Origin of the sequence: Roseimaritima multifibrata (genome assembly GCF_007741495.1) — a bacterium.
Taxonomy (GTDB): Bacteria; Planctomycetota; Planctomycetia; order Pirellulales; family Pirellulaceae; genus Roseimaritima; species Roseimaritima multifibrata.
This window is the reverse complement of sequence record NZ_CP036262.1, coordinates 676,451-697,321: the sequence shown is the minus strand read 5'-3', so window position 1 is coordinate 697,321 and position 20,871 is coordinate 676,451. Positions and strand designations below refer to the sequence as shown.

Below are 20,871 nucleotides of genomic sequence, written 5' to 3'. Positions count from 1 at the left end.
AAGGGTTTGCAGCAGTTGACGATCCTACATGGGGCCGAGTGATCACGTAGCCCGGAGGGCGGCAGATACTTGCCGGCGGCGCGAGCCGCCGGAGTGGGTAACGCAAAAAGGAAAGCCCAGCGGGCGACAGAACCATCCTTGTCTGTCGCCCGCTGGGCTTAATGCGTACGCTCGCTAGGTTTCCGTTGGCTTACGCCAACGGCAAGTATCTGCCGCCCGCTGGGCTAAAAGCACTGCACTCAGACTCCGATGGGCAGGGTTGAAACGGTCACCTATAAACTTCACGTCCCGAGCGAAAGGCGACAGAATCAGACCGATTCGCCGCTGGACTCCTTTTCCTGCTCGGCTTCTGCAGTGATCGTGTCGCTTTGCAGGCCCACCCGCTGAGGCGGCGCGGGGCGATTTCGAAGCCATAGCCCGCAGACCAAAACGGCGAAGAAACTAACAATCATCACGATTGGAAGCGCATGGGTCCCAGGCCAGTAGGGACTTCCATCCAGCCATCGCCAGCCAGCCAACTGCAAACAAAGAGCGACAGGCATCGCGACGGCAAAGCGCGCCAATCCGTCTCGCGTCGGTAAATAACGCCGCAGATAAATCGCGATCAGACAAGCCAAAAAGGTTACCCCAAACAACGCCTGCCAACCGACCACCATCCCGGGCAGCGCCATGATCACAATCAAATCTAATAGGCGAACCGTCTGCTTACCAAGCGGATCCAGCTTGATATCAGCGGCAGGGGTTAAAGAACGACCAAGCGCTCGACTGAGTACTCCGGCGGCGGCCAACCCTGTCACAATTCGCAGCATCGCTGACACGTAACCGCCCGCCTGCCAGCCTGACTCCACATCGACCTGCCAGGAAACAATCTGCAGGGGTGGCCAAACCAAAATGGGCAAAGCAACAATCGCAAAACACCACCCAATCAACCGACCAGGCAAGCGAACGCTATCGACGCGAATCAACCCCACAGCCCACGAACAAGCAACGGCCAACATATGGTAGATCCCAATCGCAAACGGTTCAGACCAAACATTGGGCAGATGAGCGATCCCAAACGAAAAACCATGCGTCGTGACGTACGGCAAATTAACCCCGCCAAGGTACAGCTCCATCACCCCGACCAGCGACATCGATAACCCTACGGCCGTCTCCACAATCGGATACCGGCTAGCGATCGGCAAATGACAGGTCCGGCAACGCCCCCGCAGCGCCAACCACCCGAACAGAGGAATATTATCGCGAGCCGCGATCGGAGCCTGACAGTAAGGGCAACCGGAAAAACCGCCGACACCTCGCCCTAAAGGCAGCCGATAAGCGACCACATTCAGGAAACTGCCGATTGCAGAACTTATCCAAAAGAGCCATCCCAGAACGACCAAATCAATCAATCGAGGAATCATGAGGTCCGCAAACCGAGGGGCGTAGGATTTGGATCCCCAAGACAACCACAACGAGGTCCCCACGACATACAACACCGCAACCGCTGCAATCAGCAATAACGGTCCCCACAGCAAGCAATTCCAGCGACGACGTTTGGGCATGAGAAACTAAATATCCGAGAAATCAAAGAGGTTCGCCACAGAGGGGAATTGGCAGGGCTCTAGAATAAGGTTTGTAGGTTGAACTTTCAGGTACGCCGGCAGAAGAAAAAATCGCTCCCGGTGTCATTTCGATACGGACTGCCTCAGCAACCGGCCCCACATCCTTACCTTTATAACGAAGATTGATGAAGACCCCTGCAGTTCGTATACGGCTCGCCAACTCAAAAGGTTTGAACCCAGATGGCGAATACGTCCTTTACTGGATGGTCGCATTTCGTCGCCCTGGCTGGAATTTCGCCTTGGAACACGCGGTCCAGCAAGCCAGCCAACTTAAAAAACCACTGGTTATCTTTGAGCCACTGCGAGCACGGTACCGCTGGGCCAATGACCGCATGCACCGCTTTATCATCGAAGGGATGCGTGACAACCAGAAGGCATTCGCCGACCGACCGGTGACCTACTATCCATACGTCGAACCAACCCCGGGGAAGGGAACGCCTCTCTTCCATAAGCTTGCAGAACGAGCTTGCACCGTCATCACGGATGATTACCCCTCATTTTTCCTTCCCACATTGATCAAAACGGTTGCGGACCGGACCCCGGTATCGCTCGAATTAGTGGACAGCAATGGAGTGATGCCGCTGAGCGTCGCCGAAAGGACGTTTACCGTAGCGCACAGCTACCGAAGATGGATGCAGAAAACGATCGTTGATCACCTTGCCCACATGCCATCTCCGAACCCGCTGCTGCGGAAACAACTGCCAAAATTAGAACCAGACGCATTAAGCAAAATTCAAAAACGATGGCCCCCAGCCGATATTCCTAAACTCCTCGCAAGCGGCGGGCTCCAATCGATCCCGATCGATCATTCGGTAGCTCCCAGCAAAATCGCCGGCGGTTTCCGAAACGCGAACAAGCACTTACATCGGTTCCTCAAAAAATCGATCGCTGGCTATGCGGACAATCGCAACCACCCCGACCAGCCCGAAACATCATCAGGGCTAAGCCCCTACTTTCATTTTGGACACATCTCGGCACACCAGGTGGTTGCGGACGTCCTCGATGCAGAAGACTGGAATCCCTCCAAACTATCTGAAGCGAACGGCAAGAATCGTGGTTTCTGGGGAACGTCCGAAGCGGCTGAAGCCTATCTGGATCAAGTCGTCACCTGGCGAGAAATGGGATTCAACATGACCCACCGGCACCCCGACACCTATGACCAGTACGAAACCCTACCGAACTGGGCCCTAAAAACACTCGATGAACATGCTGACGATCCACGCCCTTACTTGTACACACTGGAAGAATTCGAAACGGCTCAGACCCATGATGAACTCTGGAACGCTGCCCAACGACAACTGAGGCAAGAAGGGATCATTCACAATTACTTGCGAATGTTATGGGGCAAGAAAATCCTCCACTGGACCCAGCATCCACGCGAAGCCTTGGCGATCATGGTGGAACTGAACAACAAGTACGCACTGGATGGTCGCGACCCGAATTCCTACAGCGGGATCTTTTGGACTCTGGGTCGCTACGATCGAGCCTGGGGGCCGAAACGGCCGATCTTTGGAAGCGTCCGCTACATGACCAGCGACAGTGCCAGAAAAAAACTGAAACTGGATCGTTACCTGGAATGGTATAAAAAGTAAGCAGGCCTACTCGAACAGCATTCGCAAATCATCGCTCGTCAGATCACTTACCAAACTCTTCTGTTGTGAAATGATCGCGTCGGCTAACTTCTTTTTAGAGGTCTGCAGATCGACGATTTTTTCTTCGACGGTTTCACGACAAATCATTCGGTACGCGACAACTGGCTTCGTCTGCCCCATGCGGTGGGCGCGATCGATCGCCTGAGCCTCGACGGCGGGATTCCACCAAGGGTCAAGAATGAAAACGTAATCGGCAGCTGTTAGATTCAAACCATGTCCACCCGCTTTCAGGCTGATCAGGAACAGCGGGCAATCGGCATCCTCTTGAAAGTGTTTGACGCGGTCGCCTCGCTTCTGGGTTTTTCCGTCAAGGTACTCGTAGGTCCAACCCCGCTGGTCGATCTCTTGACGAACCAGAGACAGCAGCGACGTGAACTGTGAAAAGACCAACGCCTTGTGCCCTTCGGAAACCACCTCTTCTAACTGCTCCATCAAGCGAGCAATTTTCGCCCCTTTGATAGGCGATTCAGGGTTCACCAACCGCGGATCACAGGCGGTCTGTCGCAATCGCAACAACGCCTCAAGGACTTGAATCTTACTTTTTGCCAAACCATCTTGTTTGATTTTACTGGCCAAGCGATCGCGGTAATGATCACGCAGTTCCTTGTACAGTTTCCGCTGCTTCGGTTCCATGTCGCAGTACAGAGTTTGCTCGGTTTTCTCTGGCAGCTCGGTCAGCACTTGCTCTTTCGTACGCCGCAAGATGAAAGGACGAAGCGAACTGGCGACATGGGCTAAGCGTTCGCTGTCATCGGAGTCCACATTTGCGAAGACCGAACCGACCGTATGACCAAGCATTCCGGGGTTCAGGAATTCAAAGATTGACCACAAATCCCCCAAGTGGTTTTCAACCGGGGTCCCGGTCATCGCCAGACGATGCTCGGACCGAACCAACCGGCAGGCTTTGGACGCCTGTGATTGAGGGTTCTTGATCGCTTGGGCTTCGTCCAAAATCATGTAATCGAATGGGTGTTCACGAAGATCAACGATATCGTTTCGAAGCGTGCCGTAAGTCGTCACGATCGCGTCCGCATCTTTGAACTGATCGGCCAGCGATGCACGGTCCGTCCCCGTGTAGTCCAACACACGCAACTGCGGTGCGAACTTCTTCGCTTCCTCCAGCCAGTTCACAATCAGGCTGCGGGGGACCACGATCAATGACGGAGAAGCAGCGTTCCCGCTGGCTCGCCGCTCTTCCAACATCGCCAGGACCTGGATCGTTTTGCCCAGCCCCATATCGTCGGCCAAGCAGCCTCCCAAGCAGAAATCCTGCAGGAAGTGGAACCACCCCAGCCCCAACTGTTGGTACTCGCGAAGCTCACCCTGAAACCCTTCTGGAGCGGCTGCGGGACCGATCCCCGAGAATGAATTCAGTTTGTCGCACCACGCCTGAAAAGCACGATCGAAACAGACATCTTCTTGGTCAGACAGCAGGGCATCCAGCAACAGCGCTTGGTTCTTTCCGAAGCGAATCGAATCCTCATCGACTTCACCCGTTTTGTCATAACCAACAAACTTGGAAAGCCACTCTTCAGGCAACATTCCATGCGACCCGTCGTCTAGCACGACAAAGTCTTGGCCTTTCTTCAAAGCCGCAAGCAGTTCGGGCAATGAAGCCGATTGCCCATCAAAATCGGCCGACGCATTCAGGTCGAACCAATCCTGCCCCGACTCCACCGAGACATTAAAACTGCCCGCGCGGCGGACGACATTTCCATCGGCGGTCACCTGCCAACCCGCTTGGGTCAAGTGACGCACCAATTCCGGCAAATGCCTACGAGCAATCTCCAGCGTTCCCAATCCACTAAAGCGAAAATGACTTGGGTCCAAAGACTCCAACCACGCATCTTCGGCTTGGTGATCTCGCTGAACCAAACTTTTCGTGGACCGATCCCAATTAGAACCTTCGTTCGATTGATAGTCGAAAGAAACATCGCCATAGATCATTTCTAAACGGGCTTCCAACCAGTTTGCACTTCCAGCCTGGCTAGACAGTCGCACCGAAGGCCGCGGCACGGGCGTGCTATCCGTCACATCCAATTCAGGATCCAATTGCAACTTCAGACCGGTCCACTTGACGGCTTCATCCAGCAGAGTCAATAGACTTCTCTGCGGTACTTCGATCGTCCCGACCGATTGCCAACGACGAATCGCGGACGCTTGCTTGGCGTCCACCGTACAGGCCCTATCGGCAAGCAGCAGGATTCCGTCATCCGTAGCGGCCAGCACATCCGAAATCGCAACCGCCTGCTCGTCTTCGGCTCTTTGCAAAAAGGGGCGTGCTCGGATTCGATTTTTACCATCGTCACCCGTGTGCGGTTCAATCGCAACGGTCAGCCGATAATCTGCTCCCGAATCCCAGCGTACAACTTGCGGGTCGACGGGACTGCCAGATGCGTCCAACGTCCAGACCAACCGTCCGGTCGCCGCCAAAGCTTCCATCGCAGATGCGGCAACTCCTTCACGCAGCGCAAACTCACTTCTGGCGGTGAACCGAGAATAGTATCCGCTGGAGTAACCTGAATCCGCCTCTAACAATTCAAACGCTGCCCGTTCGGCCGGATCGGGCAACGACGAATAATCCTCCAAGCTTATCGACTGCGGCTTTAACTTGCCCCACTCGCCATTCTTTTTTCGAGTGCTACGAAACACCCGGAGACGAAGCGTTGGAGAATCAACCTGCTTCGCTAAATTGATCACAAACCATGTTTGACTTTGAGCAAAGATTTCCGCACAACGATCCACTTGCTCGTGGTCATGACTCCTGGCCAATGAATGCGAGATGCTTAGCAACTGCTGCCGCCAAGGAGCCATCTTGGTCGGATTAGAATTCCGGTTTTTAGATTGGCTAAAGGGTTTCCCTTGTTCAATTTCCCAAAGCTCTGCTTCAAAAAACTCTAAGCCCAAAGGAAACGAAAGATCGACTTTGCTTTCGATAGTTTTCAAGAATGCCCAGAGGTGCCTACAACCAGCTTCGTTTCGGAAGAAGGAACACTCGCAGTAGACCCCCAGGAGGCTGGCTTCTTCTAATTCTGCAAAGCTGACGGCCACCGTGACGTCGTCACCCCCTGAGCCAGCTCCGACCACAACCCCGCGTGCTCCCTGGTCTCCAATGAAATGAACCTCAACATCACCGTCCTTAGCGAGCACCGCTCCATACCGCATTTCCGTTCGATCAAAGATAGGAAGACACTTTGATGATAACGCAACATCCATGACATTCACTCAAACATAAACGAAGTACAAACAAACCAAAGATTTGCGAGAACCGTTATAACATCCAAGCCGAAAATCGCCGAGGCTTCATTTCGACAAATGGGACATCCGTTTCAGGAACGGACGCCAGCGAGAACGGCGTAGGGAATTTGGGAGAAATAACCGGTCAGATCGCGTCCCAACAATCGCAGCTACCGTCACCAAACGGAGAGAATGCTCACTTGACCACGCGCTGGCGAACGTAGCGACGCCGCAGCGAGTGCTTCAGTCCTTACTCCGCTGCCGGTTCGCCATCGTTTTCGGACGCTTGCTCGGCCGCCAACGCCTCTTGTTCAGCCGCTTCAAGTGAACGTTTGATTTCACGCCCAGCGGTCCAGTAGAACAGAACCCCTAAAACGGCCATTGCGATTTTGACAATTTCAAAGACGAGGGCCACGACGGTTCCAGAAGCCTGAGTCGGCACAAGCGGAACGACGCGATACATCCAATCGATAATTGCTTCCAGAACTCCCATCCCCCCCGGGGCGATCGGGATTGCCGAAGCCAACATGCCGACGGGAACGATCACAAAATGCTCGACCAAAGTCGGTGGATTCGCCTCAGCCGAATACATCCCACGGCAGATTAAATACATGCTGATCGCCATCATCGACTGGACTCCAACACTCATCACCAGCGACAGCAAAAATCCCCAGGGGTGAGCATGAAAAGACCGGAGTGGTTCCGCGACGCGAGCGACGACGGCTCCCACTCCAGGCAACGATTCCAACCACTTTAGCATCCGGTCGATCGGTTTGCCTCCCAGCACCAGGCCTGCCAACACGACACTGCCAACAAGCAGCAACCCTGTGGAGATACGTCCGATACTTTGCAGTCGCTCGGCGTCCTCCCCTTCGGCATGGGGAGCCGTCACCAGCAAGGCGACGCAGACGATCAGCACCAATCCGTACAACCCCGATCCACGGTCGACAACCACCGAAGCGACCGCCTCGACCCGCTTACCAGGACTACGGCGAGCCAGAAAAATCGCTTTAAACAGATCTCCACCAACACTGCCAGCGGAAACAAAACTAAACAGATAGCCGATTGCCCCCAGCCGAAACGCCTCCAACATCGATAGTGGAATGCCTTGGCAGCGAACCAGGACGCACCAGCGGACGAACGAAAGAGACATCGCCGCCAAGGCGACCAGCAGGGCAGCGGCCAAAAGCGGGTAGTTTTTCGGCTGCGAAGTCAATTGTTCCCACTGCTCTGGAGTGATTTTCCACAGCAAAAACGCTAGGATTGCTGCAGGAATCGCAAATTTAACCAGAGTCATCGCGATGCGTTTTGCACGGCCAGCACCGACCTGGACATCCGAATCGGGGGCCGTGGGATTCATGTAACCGCTATCCAATAACGAAAGAAAACAAAACAGAGTGCGTAGAGGCAGAATAGTCTCCGCAGCCCCATTCACCAAGTTCCGGTAAAACCCGCAAAATCAGAACCGAAGGACGCTTGACGACCCAGGCAGCCGACTGCTAACATTTGGTCGACCTTAAGGGGGATTAGCTCAGTTGGGAGAGCGCCTGCATGGCATGCAGGAGGTCATCGGTTCAAGTCCGTTATCCTCCACTTCGGAAAGCCCGTTTTCTTCGCGTTCAACGCTGTTTGAACTTGGAAAAGACGGGCTTTTTTCGTTTCCTGCGTGCTCGGTGCGTGCTTCTTGCGGTGCCGGATTTCGTGCCGCTTTTCCGGCCGATCGTGCCGCATTTGGTGCCGCGCTGTCAGTGAGCCCGGCTGCTCTCTGGAAGTCAGCCTCGGTGACAAGGTTGTAATGCTTGTCAGCAACCGCGACCGAATTGCCCATCCACGCACAGACGACGTGCTTTGGATAGCCCTCAGCCAGCAGGTCGGTTTCACGACTGGCACGCATCGAATGGAACAGACGCTTCCACGGCTCGACCTTCGCACGCTCGATAATCTTCAAATACTGCGTCCGCAGATTCGCGTTAGCCCATCCGCCCGGTCGCTTTGCGGCAGCCCGATACGCGGGCTTGTCGACGACAAAGGCATCAGGTGATGGATATTTGCCCTCGATCGTGGCAGCCTTGAAAGTAACCTCCAGCAACGAACGCAACTCGCGGAACAGCGGCACCTCGCGAATACCTCGCCCCTCGTGATGCTCGACCTTACATTCGGGAACGTGCATTCGATCGGCCTCCCAGTCGATATCTCCCCACCTTAGCGATAGCGTTTCACTCGGACAGCGTAACCCACCGATCCGGCTCAGCATCACGATCAGCGTCCAAGTCTCGTCACAGTGACGCAACACCTTGCTGATTGTCTCCATCGGCACATGGACATTGGACTTCTTCGATGACTGACGCGTTGTCACCTTCGCAAACGGATTCCGCTCGATCAATTCCCAGTCCAATGCGTCCTCGAAGAACTGACGGGCAAATCCAACCCGCTTGTATATTGTCGTCGATGCCAGGCCTCGCTCACGAAGACTCTCGACGAATTGCTTCGCGTGACCGGTCGTCACGTCACGAAGCAAGATTTCTTGGGGAAGGTATTCCCGCAGCAACGCCATCACCTGCCCCCAGACAACCCGTGTCGCTGGTTTCATGCGCGGTCCACGTCGATCCATGAAGTCCGCAAGAAAAGCGTCCAAAGTCGTCGACACTTCCTCGCTACCCGGCTCCGGATCCAGTGACTCCAGAAGTCCCACCGCTTCAAACTTGCTTCGCGTGGCCGGATGCAACTCGGCAACCCAAAACGATAGATCGCGACTCATCTCACCCGTGATCGTTGCGGCCAACAACTGTTCGGTTCGTGTCTTCATCGTGACCGCATGACTCTTCGAGCATTTGCCCAGCCGGATCGTCTTGCGTGCTCCGCATGGAGCGTAGAACAGAATACGTTTGCGCCCGCCAGCGTCATTGCCAATAGATGCCATTGATTCAACTCCCGTCTTTGTCCCGAATGAAAAATCGCCACGGCAGGCCAGTTCGGGAAGCTGGCTTTCGGATGTACGGTCCTAGCCGCGGCACAGTTACTGTATGTGTTGATCGCCGCGCAAGGCAAGCGAACGTGAGTGGTTTTAGTGTGGTCGGTACTGACATCGTGACAGTGCGGGACGTACATCTGGGGTGGCACTTCACCCGGCAAAGCACTTCACGCCTTCAATCGTCAGCGCTGCTGCCAGGTGGTTATTCGCGCCGTTGGAGAACAGCACTGCGCCGCGCGAGTGCCGGATCACTAGTCCACCTCGCACTCGTGCCGATCAACGATCGTCCATCCAAGTATCTCGTGGATTCGTAAGCGTAAGGCGTTCGTAGCGCAGCGACCACGAATGTCGTGACGCAATGACATTGACATTGAGAGGGGTACCCTGGGCGCACCTGTTTCGGAGCACTGGCGCACCTGTTCCGGAGCACTGGCGCACCCCTTTTCTTGCTGCAAACGGGGTCACTGGCGCCCCCCTTTGGTTGGTTCCTGGTATGGCTCAAAGGTGATCATCCGCTCGGAACCCAGTGATCGTCCACCCTGGTTACACCCATCCTTCCGCGTGCGAATCACGCCACCGGTTTCGAGTTCTCGGAGGAGTCCTTTGACAGTCGATTCTTTTAGTCCGCAACGTGTGGCAATCTGCTCCTTCGTTAGATCAAAGATCGTCTTGCCATCGTCGCCAATCTTCGCATGTAACCAGCACACCAAGAGAATCGCACAGTGAGACGGCTTGGGAAGTGTTGGCAGCACTAGGTCAGAGAGCGTATCTCCAGTGGCCCAGCGCTTGGCAGACTTTCCCTTGTTCGATCTCGGATGTGGTTTCGCACGGCTCAAAACACACCTCCTTGCGACTCTGACGGACTGCTGTTCGCTGACACTGTGTCAGTGTCTGGTTCGTCCCGAGAAAATGACAGCTGTGGCCCGTTGAACCACAGGTTGATGTGTCTGCATTCTCCATTGCGATTCTTCAAACACCGAAGACTCATCTGCCGAATCGGCGGCGGGTCGACTCCTTTGCAGTTCGACGCTTCATCGAGTGCGTAGGCAGCGGCTCCCGAGTATTCGATCGCAGACGAATCGCGAAAGGACTCAAGACTGGCTCCTTTGGTGCGTGAACGTCCGCTGATGCTCTGATTCCGGCTGAATGCCGACACCGCCACGACGGCCCAGCCTTCCGCACAGAAGCGACGTGCGGTCGCCATGGTCAACGCGGCCCTTGCTTTGGGGTCGTCCATCTCGCTTCCGAATAGCTGGATGTAGTCAAGAACCAACAGTCCCGGTTTCACTCTGTCGGTCATTAGCGTCTTCAGATCGCCAAGCCCACAAGCCGACTCCGGTACGAAGTCGATCGAGTCCAACATCTCGCGAAATTTGCTCAGCCCAGCGATCTTACTTCGCTGACGATCTGTCAGCCTGTTGAATCTGACTGCCTCGAACGATACTCCGATTTCTTTCGCGATCCTGCGTTTTATGAGGGTTTCCTCTGTCACTTCTAGTGACGCGACAACCGCATGTAACCCGGGTTCACGCTGGACCGCTTCGTAGGTCGCCTGCATCGTCAAGGCAGTTTTGCCTCGACCTGGAGGTGCCCCGATAAGGGTCAGGATGCCAGGACCAATCTCGATTCCGCGTAGTGCATAACCGCAGTCAAACAGCTTGTCTTTCTTGCCTTGCTTGATTCCGTTGACGATCTTGTCGAAGGCAGTCGAACCGCGGATGAGCCTACGTGACAGCGGGCTAGCTGACTTCGTGTCATTTGTCATCGGTCACCTCCTGCCGGATGTTCGCAAACATCGTTCCGGTGATGACACCAAACCCGCTAAGATCCAAATTGACATTCACATCAATCAACAGGTTGATGGTCTTGGCTTGGCGTTCCGAGTTGTTATCATTTGGTCGACGGGTCGCATCGTCACCAATTTTTCGGGAGTGTCGGATCATGTGCCGGCCTCCCGACTTTTGTTGGGTGATGTGGCCCGCCATCTTTTGTACGCCATTTCCATCAACGGTCTGGCGTTTTCCGTGAGTTCAAATTCCATTGCCTCTAGCTCAGACCGCAGTTGACGTAACGCCCAAAGTACGCGATTAATGCTTCCCCATTGGGAAAAGGCAATTTGTCGGCCGTTCCAGTCGGCGACCTGGAAGCAATGAAAGGGATCGTCTGGATTTAAGTAAGCAATCACGGTGTTCCCAATTAGTTCGCCTTGGTCGTCGTAATGAAAACATTCCAGACCTTGGCCCACACTGAGCGCTTGAATTGCAAGACACAGCGATTCTGAGGGTGGCAACGTTGCCACTTCCGGATAACCGCGCACGGTCGCAACAAACGTGTGGCTCGTCCCTGTCAGCTTGGCAATCGCGCGGTTCGATTCGTCGGGCCATTGCCTAATCGCCAATTCAACCGATCGTCGCTTATCTTCGCTGGTTCGCTTCAACCCATGCGTCTGGTTCGCTGCTAATGCATGACGCAAGGCCACGGCGGGCACGTCGTCGCTTACTGTCTCGACGGGTACACGCTCGCACGAAATGCTCTGCAGCGACTTGCGTAGCACTGCCGGTGCCGCCGTGTCAGCGATTACCTGCTTGGCCGCTTCGACACGATGGAACCCATCGACGACGAACTGGGAAACCACTTTGATCGGTGGGAACGGCCAGCATTTCTTCGTGCGTATCGCCTCGACGTACTCAGCGATCGCGTCGGGGTCCATCGTTGCACGCGACTGAAAGCGTTCGTCAACCACAAGCGATGATAGAGCTATCGTTGAGGTGGGTGGCAACGTTTCCACTTTTGCTCGATCATTCATGATCGACACCCCTTTTTTTGTTTTGGGCCACGAATTGCAATAGGTCCGCCACGTCGTAGCGGATCGCTCGGCCTAACCGGACGTGCGGAATCTCGCCGGTTGCCCTAAGTCCCCAGAGCGTCCGTTGACAGATGCCCAGCCATTTCGCCGCATCATGTTCGCTGAGTAACTGCGGCTGAATTGCAGAAGTGCTACGCATTTCCACTGCCCTCCATGTTCATCGACTCTGGGGTAGCAATGACCGCAGCAGCCCGACAAAGCCGACGGTTCCCGGTCTTGACCGATAGCAGTTGCCACGACTTTCGAAGCCGATCAAGCGTTGCCGGACTGACGCCCCCAATCACTGACACCGTGTCAGCGAAAACCAGCTCAAGGCGGGTATCGAGCAGCGGCCTGATAGCCGCGACGACGCCGGTGATGATCGACGCGCGGTCGTCATCGGATAACGCTGTAAGAATCTCAATGCTACTCATCGCTTAGGTCCTCCATGTCAGCGATACCGGTGCTGGCAGGACGTTCGATGCTAAATACATCGTTTGCCAGGACATGGACCGGAAGGACGCGGGCAGCACGAGCAGCGGACTGGTAGACGGCGACAGTTGCGGCCTCTGTTGCGTCGGCGTAACGCCAATGCAATTCGCCTGACCGACGCCATCCGGTCGGAAAGAGTATTTCGAGAACGTATGCGTTCATGAGGTAATCCATCGAGTGAGTATCGAAACGATGGGTTCATCAAACCATACGGCTAGGCTGCTCGAACTAGGTCGAACAACATCGAACTACTTTGTCAATGGTTCTCGCGTTTTCGTCTTCAGGAATGCTCTCAATCGTTTGGTTTCGCTAGAATTCAACCCGTAGAAATTTTTCATGCATCGAACTAAATCATCGACTTTGTGTAGATATCTGCGACCGTCATGGGGGCATTTGCCTACGCGTTCTGGCGCCTCGTGCGTTGATTTAGAAAACCGCTTCACTTCTGCGCTCGCCGCCTCGGCGTCATCGTCGAGATGCATCATCGCATCGTGGAGCGACACTCCTATGATGGTTTCCGTCTCATTCGGCTCGGGATTGTCTACGCGACAACCGCAATGGCCATTCACTGTCACCACGTCAGTGTCACCGAATCTAACGACTGCCGCCCATTCCCGATCAATCCAGGCACGCAGCTGATTCACCTCAATGGAGGAAAGAGCCGGTTGAGAAACGGAAGATGAGCTGATTGCCCTAAGGATTGCTCGAAGGGTAGCACCAGTGAAATCTTCAATCTCTGCGATGCCAGAAAGCCCTATAGCATGTATTGTGTCTTCAACCCGGATCAACGCCCGCCGCAGTAATTCAAATGCGGCTTCGTGCGCGGAGGCAAACGCTACTTCGGAGAACCAGGAAATGGGTTTAGACTCGATACTCGCCGTCGCCAGTTGGATTGCATCGAAGATGGGTGAGTACTTTCCGGAATCACTAGACGCCCCGGGGAACCCTGGGAGAAGAACAAGAGATGACTTTTTGAAAGTGGTTGCGGCTCTCGTTATCACCTCCAAGTGCAGTAGTGTTGGGTGTTTCTGGTCGTCGTCATCTAGTGCTCGATCTGCCCAGCACCCCAGATTCCAGGTCGCGTCCAAGCATTCATAGGCAGAGGACCGTACCGCATTCCAGTCGATGGTCGGATCAATTTGGGTCATCGCGGAACCCCATAGTTTGCTGAAAGGCGGGCAGGCGAAGGCCACAGCTATGGGACTATGACATTCGCCAGCCGCGACGGGAGCTAGCCGTCTCACCTTTCGGAATTGCTTGAAAAAGGTTTCTGTTTGGCTACCAGGGCCCCAGCGATCGAAGGCTTCTCAGGTTCACGGTGATAAGTGACGATCTGAAAACCTGGGATGCGAGGCACGGCAGGTGACGCGTTGTCAGTTGGGTTTGGTTTTGGTGGCTTGGCGTTGTTTGCGGATGCGGGCGAGGAGTTCGGAGGCCGGTTCGTCACTCGGGTCCTGCGGGACCAACTCGCCGCGGAACGCTTTCGAGAGGATGGATTGATCCAGTTCCGTCAGCGACGATTCAATTGAGGCTAAACCATTCTCCAACTCGTTTATGCGTTCCATCATTTCGCAAACTCGCCGAACGACCTCTCGCTGTTCCTCAACTGGTGCGATCGCAATCGGTTGCCCCTTGATGTCGCCGCCGGAAACGCCTTGTTGGCCGGAAGTAGTCTTTGCCTTTTCGGTAACTCGGTTGCGGGCATCGGGAGCCGCGAAATAAAGCTCGATGAACTCAGGCAGGATTAGATCGTGTCCAAATCGCACCCGCATAAGTTTGTCCGGATAGAGCAGTTCTTTTTCGTTTAGGTCGCGCACCATCCCGCAGACTCCGAGCAAGTCGATGCTTCCGTTGTAACGGGTGAAAAGCAGGTCCCCGTCCCGAAGTCGGTACACTGGGAGTGATTCCTCCGCTCCGTCGAGGTACCGGACTTCATCGAGCGTGACGGTTCTTGCCCGGACGCTGTTGATACGGAGGATTGGAATCCCCGGCGGAGTTTCTTTTGGCTTGGGTGACAGACCATTACGTAGTTCTTCGAGGACTTCTTCAAACCGCGCCCAGCACCAACCGTCCGGCAGTTCAGGCAGATCTGACTCATCTACTGGATCGGGTTCTTTGTACTTGTCCTGCCAGTTTTTGGGGGGCTGTTTGCCTTTGGCTTCGTACTTGGCTAGCTGCTCGGATTGCCAGCGTTCTTTTCGCTCGGTGCGGATGCGGAGGAGAAGTTCGCGGGCCGTTTCACCGGAGGGGGCGGGATTCTGCCGCCGCCAGTCGGCAGTCAGCTTCCCACTGAAAGCATCTCGCAGCACACTCTGACGAAGCTGACCGATCAGCGGCCCGACTTCCGAAAGCAATTCCCGAGCTCGCGAACTACGCGATTGAAGCGACTCGATCGCCGATACGATCCGTGACTGTTCGGCGAGAGGGGCAACGGGAATCGCTAACTTAGAGAGGATTGTCGCATTCGCGCCAGGTTGAGCAGACCCTTTGCTGACCGTCGTTATTTGTTGCCAATAGTACGGCGTCTGCATGAATTTGCTGAGAAACTCCGCTGAGAAATCTTCCAATGTCTCAAGACGAATCAGGTAGGAGGCAAAAACACTCGGTTCGCCGAGGTCGCCAATAAGAAAATTCTTTCCTGTCGTAGCTCCTGTTCGGGCGATCACAATGTCACCGTTCTTTAACCCGTACTTTTTAACCTCGTCACATTCGCAGTAGGGCACAGAGCTCCAGTCAACTCCACCACCCTGAATGTCTGTGATTCGCAAGAAACGAGGGCCGACTGGCTCATGGCAGGCCGACGCGGTATGGCCATACGTGATCGACTTAACGATCTCTTTCAATGTCGCCCACTCCCAGCCATCCGGCAACGCATCTCCACTGGCACCCTTAGCGCCGTTTCGTGCGACCTCGACCGAATTGCTTGGTGACAATACTTCATCATTCAGGTGGCTCATTCTCGCCCCCATATTGTCGGTAGGTTTGAGGGTTGGCAAACAGGGGTGTACAGGCGGCTAGCGACCTGCAGTTCAAGGGGAGGGCTAAGGGAATGTGGTTGGCTCATTTGGTTGGCTCCAACAGTTCGGTCAGGGCGTCCATCTCGGCGAGCGCCCCGCTCAGGCGTTCGCGGATCATTGCTGCGATCTCGGCTGGCTCGGCAAGCTCATCGCCCGAACCGCCGCCGCTGTCGTCCTTCAGCCAACTGATGTCCAAGTTGTCGCCTCGTTCTCGCACGAAGTCTCGCGTGAAGAGTCGAAAACGACTGTTTTCGCCTTCGTCGATCGTGTCGTCTTTATTGATGGCGGGGCAAATTTTCTTTCCGCCGGTCTTCTCGGTTCGCTTGCTGCTGCCGTCCGCTTTCTTGCCGTAGCACTTCTCGAACTCGGTGAAGTGACCCAGTGTCAGGGGTGTCCGCTTGCCGAAGACGGGGACGTTAGTCCGCAGGTCATAGATCCAGGTTTTCTTCGTGTTGCCAGTGTCGGTTTGGCCCCGTGTGAAGAACAGCACGTTCGTCTTCACGCCCTGCGCGTAAAAAATGCCGGTCGGGAGCCGAAGGATTGTGTGCAGGTTGCATTTGTCCATCAGGTCAACGCGGATTCTCGTGCCCACGCCTTCCTCGAACAGCACGTTGTCCGGCAGGACGACTGCCGCACGACCTCCCGGCTTTAGACCGCGATAGATATGCTGGAGGAAGCAGAGTTGTTTGTTGCTGGTCGGGTAGGTGAAGTCGTCTCGCGTGATCCCACCACCTTTCTTGGTGCCGAAAGGAGGGTTCGAGAGGATCAGGTCGGCGTCAGGGAGTTGCTGACCGGCCGAGCCCATGGTGTCGCCGGAGACGTAGTTCCCATCCATGCCATGCAACATGACGTTCATTAGGAACAGACGCTGAGTGTCGTCGACCAGTTCGACGGCGTGATACGCGTCGTGCTTCTGGAAATGCTGCTGCTGCTCGTCCAGGTCAAACAGGTCGTCGGTGTTCGCTTTGATGTAGCGGTCCGCGTGAGTCAAGAAGCCGCCAGTGCCGGCCGCCGGATCCTGAATGATCTCGCCCGGCTGAGGTTTGATGCAGTTGACCATGCACTCGATCAGGGGCCGCGGCGTGAAGTACTGGCCTGCGCCCGATTTCTTCTCGCTGGCGTTCTTTTCCAGCAATCCTTCGTACAGGTCGCCCAGTCCCTCGGTTCGGGCGCTGTACCAATCCAATGCATCGATGTCGGTGACAAGTTTAAGAAGGTTCTTGGGCTTCTTCAGTGACGAGTTGGCATTGTTGAAGATGGCCTGAACACGTCCGGTGGGCTGAGTGCCAAGATGAACCAACAGTTCACGGTAGAAGTTCAGTTGCTCGACCCCTTCGCGACTGTGGAGGTCGTCCCAGCGATAACCACTGGGAAGTTGGCTTTCCTGGCCAGTCTCCTTCATCATTTTCAAAAACAGCAGGTACGTCAGTTCGGTGACGTAGGCCTGATAGGTGATGCCATCGTCGCGGAGGACGTGGCACATGCTCCAGAGCTTGGCGACAATTTCTTGGGTATTCATTTACGCTTGTTGGGGTGACACGATGTCATGTGGAAGGGTAGTGGCAGGGGACCGTGGAAGCTGGCTAGGCAGCAAGCCCCCAGATCTCATCGGTGATCTGGCCGAGTAATTCGACGAGTTTACCGTCGAAAACCTTGTTCAGGCGATCAAAGCCCCCGTGTTCTCTGAATTGCCCTTGATTGAATGCGTCTCGGTCTACAAGCGTGTTCTCTTTGAACTGCTTGCCGATCCGATCGAGCCATTTTCGTTGCGGCTGAGTCCACTGACGCGATGTCAGCAACGCGGTCATGGCTTTGTTGACACGATCTTCGAAGGGCTCCAGCGGGGCCTGAAGAATCGCGTTTCGGATGTAGCCGATGATCGTCGCGGCAATTTCGACATTTTTGGTTTCTCGCCAGGCAACCCGTAAACGCGTTTCGCTGAAACCCTGCTTGTCGAGTTCGATCTGCAGTTCTTTGAGGGTTTGCCGTGTCAGGTCCCTGGGGCGGGTCGCACACAGCTTGATTGCCGCGATGTCATTTTGGTGCCCCGTGACGAATTCGCGAAACTCTTCCAGGTAGTCTTTGGGCCGCTGGTTGCCTTTGCCGAAGCCTGATTCGACTGACACGACTTCATCTTCGTGCTCGGAAACGAAGAAACGGGTACCGCCCCCGCCTGCCTTCTGGTCGAGGAATTCGACCACGTTGGTTTTGTCGGCAAACCATTCCACGATTTCATCGGGCGTTGCCTTTTGAATCTGCTCGATCAACGATTCGGGGTTCTTGCCCGATTTTTCTTCTAAAACCTGCGCCCTGCTGCCTTTCAGGGACCGTTTTTTTCGTTGAAGTTTGGCGATCAATTGTTCTTTAATGGTTTGACGATGCTCGTCAGTGGTGACGCTGGCCAGTTCGTCCAGCAGTTGGCTGAACGATATGTTGGGATTCGTGACGACTGCCTGCATATCGGTGTAAGACTTCAGCGACGAATAGAGTTCGACGCAGTCGAAGATATGAAAGCAGGATTTATCATCGTTGAGCCCGTGAAGGCTAGAGCAAAGCCTTGTGCCTCGTCCGAGCATTTGGTCGTAGAGAATACGACTCCGGACGCGTCGTAGGAAGACAAGATTGCAAATCTCGGGAACGTCGATCCCGGTGGTCAGCAAATCGACTGTCACGACGACACTTGGATACCGTTCGTTTTTGAACCGGCGGATCAACTGGAGCGGTTTATGGGCCTTGCCGGTGATCTTTAAAACAGCTTGGTTTTCAATTTCGCCATACTGCTCCTTGAAAGCAGCATTCAGTTCCGAAACGACCATATCTGCATGCATGTCGCTAACGCAGAAGACAAGCGTTTTTCCAGGCAAGCTGGGGTCGATGTGCTTGGCAAGTTCCCTACAGATCACCCGGTTGAAGTTCTCGTTGACGACTTTGCGATTGAAACTGTCGATTTCTAGGACGATTTCATCGGGGGTATTGAATAGTTCAAGCTGCTGTTTTTGGTTGTCATAGACGGCGACCTCTTCGTTGACTTGGAACTGAATGCCATCCTGCGCCAACCTGGTTTTGATCTGCAGCGGTGGTTCGTGATCCACCAGATAGCCATCGAGAACCGCTTGTCGATAGCTGTATTGGTAGATCGGCATGCCGCTGGTGCCACCGAAGATTTCGGTCGTGTGGACAGCCGGGGTCGCCGTCAGCCCGATTTTGACGGCATCGAAGTACTCAAGGATACGGGAGTACTTCGAGATGTAGTCCGTTTCGTCACGGAAGCCGAGTTCGCTGTCGCTTAGTTCCTGATCGAGGCTATAGCCCCGGTGGCATTCGTCAACGACGATGCAGTCGTATTGGTCCACTGGTAAAGCTGACACCGTGTCATCAGATCCCAAGACCCGTTTGACCATCGCTTGGATAGTGGCGATATGGAATTTGGTGTCTTGGTCGGGGGTTAGGTCCCCCAGTTCCTTCACGTCGTAGATGTCCGCGAATGTCTGATTGTTCTCTATGCGCAGATCATGGAGCGCGTCGGACGTTTGTTCGCCCAGGCTGGTTCGGTCGACAAGAAACAGGATTCGTCGAAAACGCTTGGCTTTGATCAGTCGATAGCAGATGCCTATGCACGTCCTCGTTTTGCCCGTACCGGTTGCCATCGCGAGCAGCATTTCTCGTTCGCCGTCGGAAATGGCCCTCTCGACTGCCTTGACGGCCTCTTCTTGGTAGAAGCGAAGCGGAAGGTACCCGGTAGATTCCACCTGCAGCCGTTGCTCGGCTTCGTCGATGTCCTGAGAGAGCAGTTGCCCCAAACCCTCCGGGGTGTACCAACTGACCAATGGACGCGGGAGATTGGTGGAGCGTCGTGAATCGAGGAACCAGACGCCACTCTTGGTTTTGAGTTGTTTCAGATAGCCACGCCCGTTCGTCGAGAACAGGAATGGGACTTTACAGTCTCCCCAAGGTCCGCCAGGTGACACGATGTCAGTGCCCTGAATGACGAAGTCCCCGCTGTATCGTCTGGCTTGAGCGATAGCGCCAGCAACGTCGATGTTTTTCCGTTTCGCTTCGACGATGGCGACTGGGGCCAAACCGATGAACAGCACGTAGTCCGCCGGGCCGCTGGACGTGGGCCACTCCGCGATGGCGGTGTTTTTATTCTTTTGCGGGCGTGTTCCTTTGCTGTAGCGAAGGTTTTTGGAATCAACGATCCAACCGGCCTCTCGTAGTTGAATGTCGATCAGCTCTCGAGTGTCTGCCTCCGAGAGCACTTCGTCGGCCACTTGCTGGCCGGTTTCGACCATCTGTTGGGTTTCAGACTGAGTCGGCTTGGCTGTCTGAGAAGTCTCGGCCAGTCGGTTCTCCAGTTCCGTGATCCGTGCCTGCGTAGCCGAGAATTCCTCTTCAACGAGTGACATCGCGGCATCGAGATCCTGAAAGGCTCGCTTGCGGTCATCCTCGGCTAGCTGGCGTAATTGCTGTTCGTCCGCAGCTTGGTCTTTCAAACGCTCCAGAGCGGCCGAAGCATTTTCGTACTCCTTTTCCAGCCGAGCGATTTCACGTTTCAATTCATCGGACGTGTCCGATTTCGGCAGTGGCGGCACAAACGGTCCAAGCTTAGCCGCACGGTCGAAGTGCGTTCGAAAAAACCATACGGCCGCCTGCCGGGCGTAACGCAGGACCGTGATCGCCCGCCCCTGGTCTCCTTTGATTGCATGAATGGCTTGGTTGCCCTCTTTCCGGATCTCGTGAAAGAGGTTGTTGATGTCTGCTGGCAACGCGCGGGACCGGAACAACTCGTCAAGGAGCGTACGTTGATCCTTGGGACGCGAATCGACGGTCGTGTCGATGCCATATTTTGCCGCCACGGACTGGGCCAACAACTCACCCAGCTGCCGCACCTTCATAATGGCCGTCACTGGGTCTTCTAGCGCATACCGCTCGGCCCTTAAGCCCAAATCGGCCAAGAGCGGATCGACTTTTGTGAGGAAATGAAAGTTGGGCGAACGTGGAGCGGATGCGTCAGGGTGTGCCATTTCGTGCGTTCCTACCAGGTAACACCGGG

General features: G+C 55.0%; 14 protein-coding genes, 1 tRNA gene and 1 pseudogene. 2 read left to right on the top strand and 14 right to left on the bottom strand.

The window, feature by feature from the left end:
- Positions 1-308: 308 nt before the first annotated feature.
- The gene (locus FF011L_RS26985; RefSeq protein ID WP_145350024.1) at positions 309-1,544 is read right to left on the bottom strand and encodes an A24 family peptidase; all 1,236 of its coding nucleotides are present in this window, start codon (positions 1,542-1,544) and stop codon (positions 309-311) included.
- A gap of 185 nt (positions 1,545-1,729) precedes the next feature.
- On the opposite strand from FF011L_RS26985, the gene FF011L_RS02660 reads away from it, so the two are divergent.
- A complete protein-coding gene (locus tag FF011L_RS02660) occupies positions 1,730-3,196 on the top strand; it encodes a cryptochrome/DNA photolyase family protein (RefSeq protein ID WP_391560907.1) in 1,467 nt (488 codons plus the stop codon).
- A gap of 6 nt (positions 3,197-3,202) precedes the next feature.
- Here the strand turns inward: FF011L_RS02660 and FF011L_RS02655 are convergent, their stop codons facing one another.
- Both FF011L_RS02655 and FF011L_RS02650 read right to left on the bottom strand, forming a co-directional pair.
- Positions 3,203-6,472 carry a DEAD/DEAH box helicase gene (locus FF011L_RS02655; RefSeq protein ID WP_145350022.1) on the bottom strand — a complete coding sequence of 1,090 codons (3,270 nt, stop codon included), beginning with the start codon at positions 6,470-6,472 and terminating at the stop codon, positions 3,203-3,205.
- 271 nt (positions 6,473-6,743) lie between these two features.
- Entirely contained in the window at positions 6,744-7,853 is a 1,110-nt protein-coding gene (locus FF011L_RS02650; protein WP_145350020.1) for a lysylphosphatidylglycerol synthase transmembrane domain-containing protein, read from the bottom strand.
- 160 nt (positions 7,854-8,013) lie between these two features.
- Here FF011L_RS02650 and FF011L_RS02645 point away from each other — a divergent pair.
- Positions 8,014-8,086 (top strand) — tRNA-Ala (locus tag FF011L_RS02645).
- Positions 8,087-8,327: 241 nt separating this feature from the next.
- Here the strand turns inward: FF011L_RS02645 and FF011L_RS27190 are convergent.
- The 11 genes and pseudogenes from FF011L_RS27190 to hsdR form a co-directional block, all read right to left on the bottom strand.
- Positions 8,328-9,251: pseudogene (locus tag FF011L_RS27190) on the bottom strand (tyrosine-type recombinase/integrase); the annotation flags it as partial.
- 1,045 nt (positions 9,252-10,296) lie between these two features.
- Positions 10,297-11,229, bottom strand: a complete 933-nt coding sequence (locus tag FF011L_RS02635) for a DnaB-like helicase C-terminal domain-containing protein (RefSeq protein ID WP_145350018.1) — start codon at positions 11,227-11,229, stop codon at positions 10,297-10,299.
- Positions 11,219-11,407, bottom strand: a complete 189-nt coding sequence (locus tag FF011L_RS02630; RefSeq protein ID WP_145350016.1) for a hypothetical protein — start codon at positions 11,405-11,407, stop codon at positions 11,219-11,221. The genes FF011L_RS02635 and FF011L_RS02630 overlap by 11 nt, the downstream gene beginning before the upstream one ends.
- Complete coding sequence (locus FF011L_RS02625; protein ID WP_145350014.1) at positions 11,404-12,270, bottom strand: ParB N-terminal domain-containing protein; 867 nt, start codon at positions 12,268-12,270, stop codon at positions 11,404-11,406. The genes FF011L_RS02630 and FF011L_RS02625 overlap by 4 nt, the downstream gene beginning before the upstream one ends.
- The gene (locus tag FF011L_RS02620) at positions 12,263-12,469 is read right to left on the bottom strand and encodes a helix-turn-helix domain-containing protein (protein WP_145350012.1); all 207 of its coding nucleotides are present in this window, start codon (positions 12,467-12,469) and stop codon (positions 12,263-12,265) included. The genes FF011L_RS02625 and FF011L_RS02620 overlap by 8 nt, the downstream gene beginning before the upstream one ends.
- Positions 12,462-12,743 carry a hypothetical protein gene (locus FF011L_RS02615; protein WP_145350010.1) on the bottom strand — a complete coding sequence of 94 codons (282 nt, stop codon included), beginning with the start codon at positions 12,741-12,743 and terminating at the stop codon, positions 12,462-12,464. The genes FF011L_RS02620 and FF011L_RS02615 overlap by 8 nt, the downstream gene beginning before the upstream one ends.
- Entirely contained in the window at positions 12,736-12,963 is a 228-nt protein-coding gene (locus tag FF011L_RS02610) for a hypothetical protein (RefSeq protein ID WP_145350008.1), read from the bottom strand. The genes FF011L_RS02615 and FF011L_RS02610 overlap by 8 nt, the downstream gene beginning before the upstream one ends.
- An 86-nt stretch (positions 12,964-13,049) precedes the next feature.
- Positions 13,050-13,949 (bottom strand): hypothetical protein, encoded by a 900-nt coding sequence (locus tag FF011L_RS02605; protein ID WP_145350006.1) that lies wholly within the window; start codon positions 13,947-13,949, stop codon positions 13,050-13,052.
- 225 nt (positions 13,950-14,174) lie between these two features.
- Positions 14,175-15,758: a restriction endonuclease subunit S gene (locus FF011L_RS02600; protein ID WP_218932977.1), complete on the bottom strand. Its 1,584-nt coding sequence runs from the start codon at positions 15,756-15,758 to the stop codon at positions 14,175-14,177.
- Between the two features lie 103 nt (positions 15,759-15,861).
- Positions 15,862-17,337: a class I SAM-dependent DNA methyltransferase gene (locus FF011L_RS02595; RefSeq protein WP_145350002.1), complete on the bottom strand. Its 1,476-nt coding sequence runs from the start codon at positions 17,335-17,337 to the stop codon at positions 15,862-15,864.
- A 64-nt stretch (positions 17,338-17,401) separates the two neighbouring features.
- Entirely contained in the window at positions 17,402-20,842 is a 3,441-nt protein-coding gene (gene hsdR / locus FF011L_RS02590) for a type I restriction-modification system endonuclease (protein WP_145350000.1), read from the bottom strand.
- Positions 20,843-20,871 lie beyond the last annotated feature (29 nt).

Bases quoted from the DNA above. Each gene is read 5' to 3' on its own strand.
- FF011L_RS02610 (WP_145350008.1), bottom strand. From the start codon at position 12,963: ATGAACGCATACGTTCTCGAAATACTCTTTCCGACCGGATGGCGTCGG.
- FF011L_RS02630 (WP_145350016.1), bottom strand. From the start codon at position 11,407: ATGATCCGACACTCCCGAAAAATTGGTGACGATGCGACCCGTCGACCA.
- FF011L_RS02615 (WP_145350010.1), bottom strand. From the start codon at position 12,743: ATGAGTAGCATTGAGATTCTTACAGCGTTATCCGATGACGACCGCGCG.
- FF011L_RS02635 (WP_145350018.1), bottom strand. From the start codon at position 11,229: ATGACAAATGACACGAAGTCAGCTAGCCCGCTGTCACGTAGGCTCATC.
- FF011L_RS02660 (WP_391560907.1), top strand. From the start codon at position 1,730: ATGAAGACCCCTGCAGTTCGTATACGGCTCGCCAACTCAAAAGGTTTG.
- hsdR (WP_145350000.1), bottom strand. From the start codon at position 20,842: ATGGCACACCCTGACGCATCCGCTCCACGTTCGCCCAACTTTCATTTC.
- FF011L_RS02620 (WP_145350012.1), bottom strand. From the start codon at position 12,469: ATGCGTAGCACTTCTGCAATTCAGCCGCAGTTACTCAGCGAACATGAT.
- FF011L_RS02625 (WP_145350014.1), bottom strand. From the start codon at position 12,270: ATGAATGATCGAGCAAAAGTGGAAACGTTGCCACCCACCTCAACGATA.
- FF011L_RS02650 (WP_145350020.1), bottom strand. From the start codon at position 7,853: ATGAATCCCACGGCCCCCGATTCGGATGTCCAGGTCGGTGCTGGCCGT.
- FF011L_RS02605 (WP_145350006.1), bottom strand. From the start codon at position 13,949: ATGACCCAAATTGATCCGACCATCGACTGGAATGCGGTACGGTCCTCT.
- FF011L_RS02600 (WP_218932977.1), bottom strand. From the start codon at position 15,758: ATGAGCCACCTGAATGATGAAGTATTGTCACCAAGCAATTCGGTCGAG.
- FF011L_RS26985 (WP_145350024.1), bottom strand. From the start codon at position 1,544: ATGCCCAAACGTCGTCGCTGGAATTGCTTGCTGTGGGGACCGTTATTG.
- FF011L_RS02595 (WP_145350002.1), bottom strand. From the start codon at position 17,337: ATGAATACCCAAGAAATTGTCGCCAAGCTCTGGAGCATGTGCCACGTC.
- FF011L_RS02655 (WP_145350022.1), bottom strand. From the start codon at position 6,472: ATGGATGTTGCGTTATCATCAAAGTGTCTTCCTATCTTTGATCGAACG.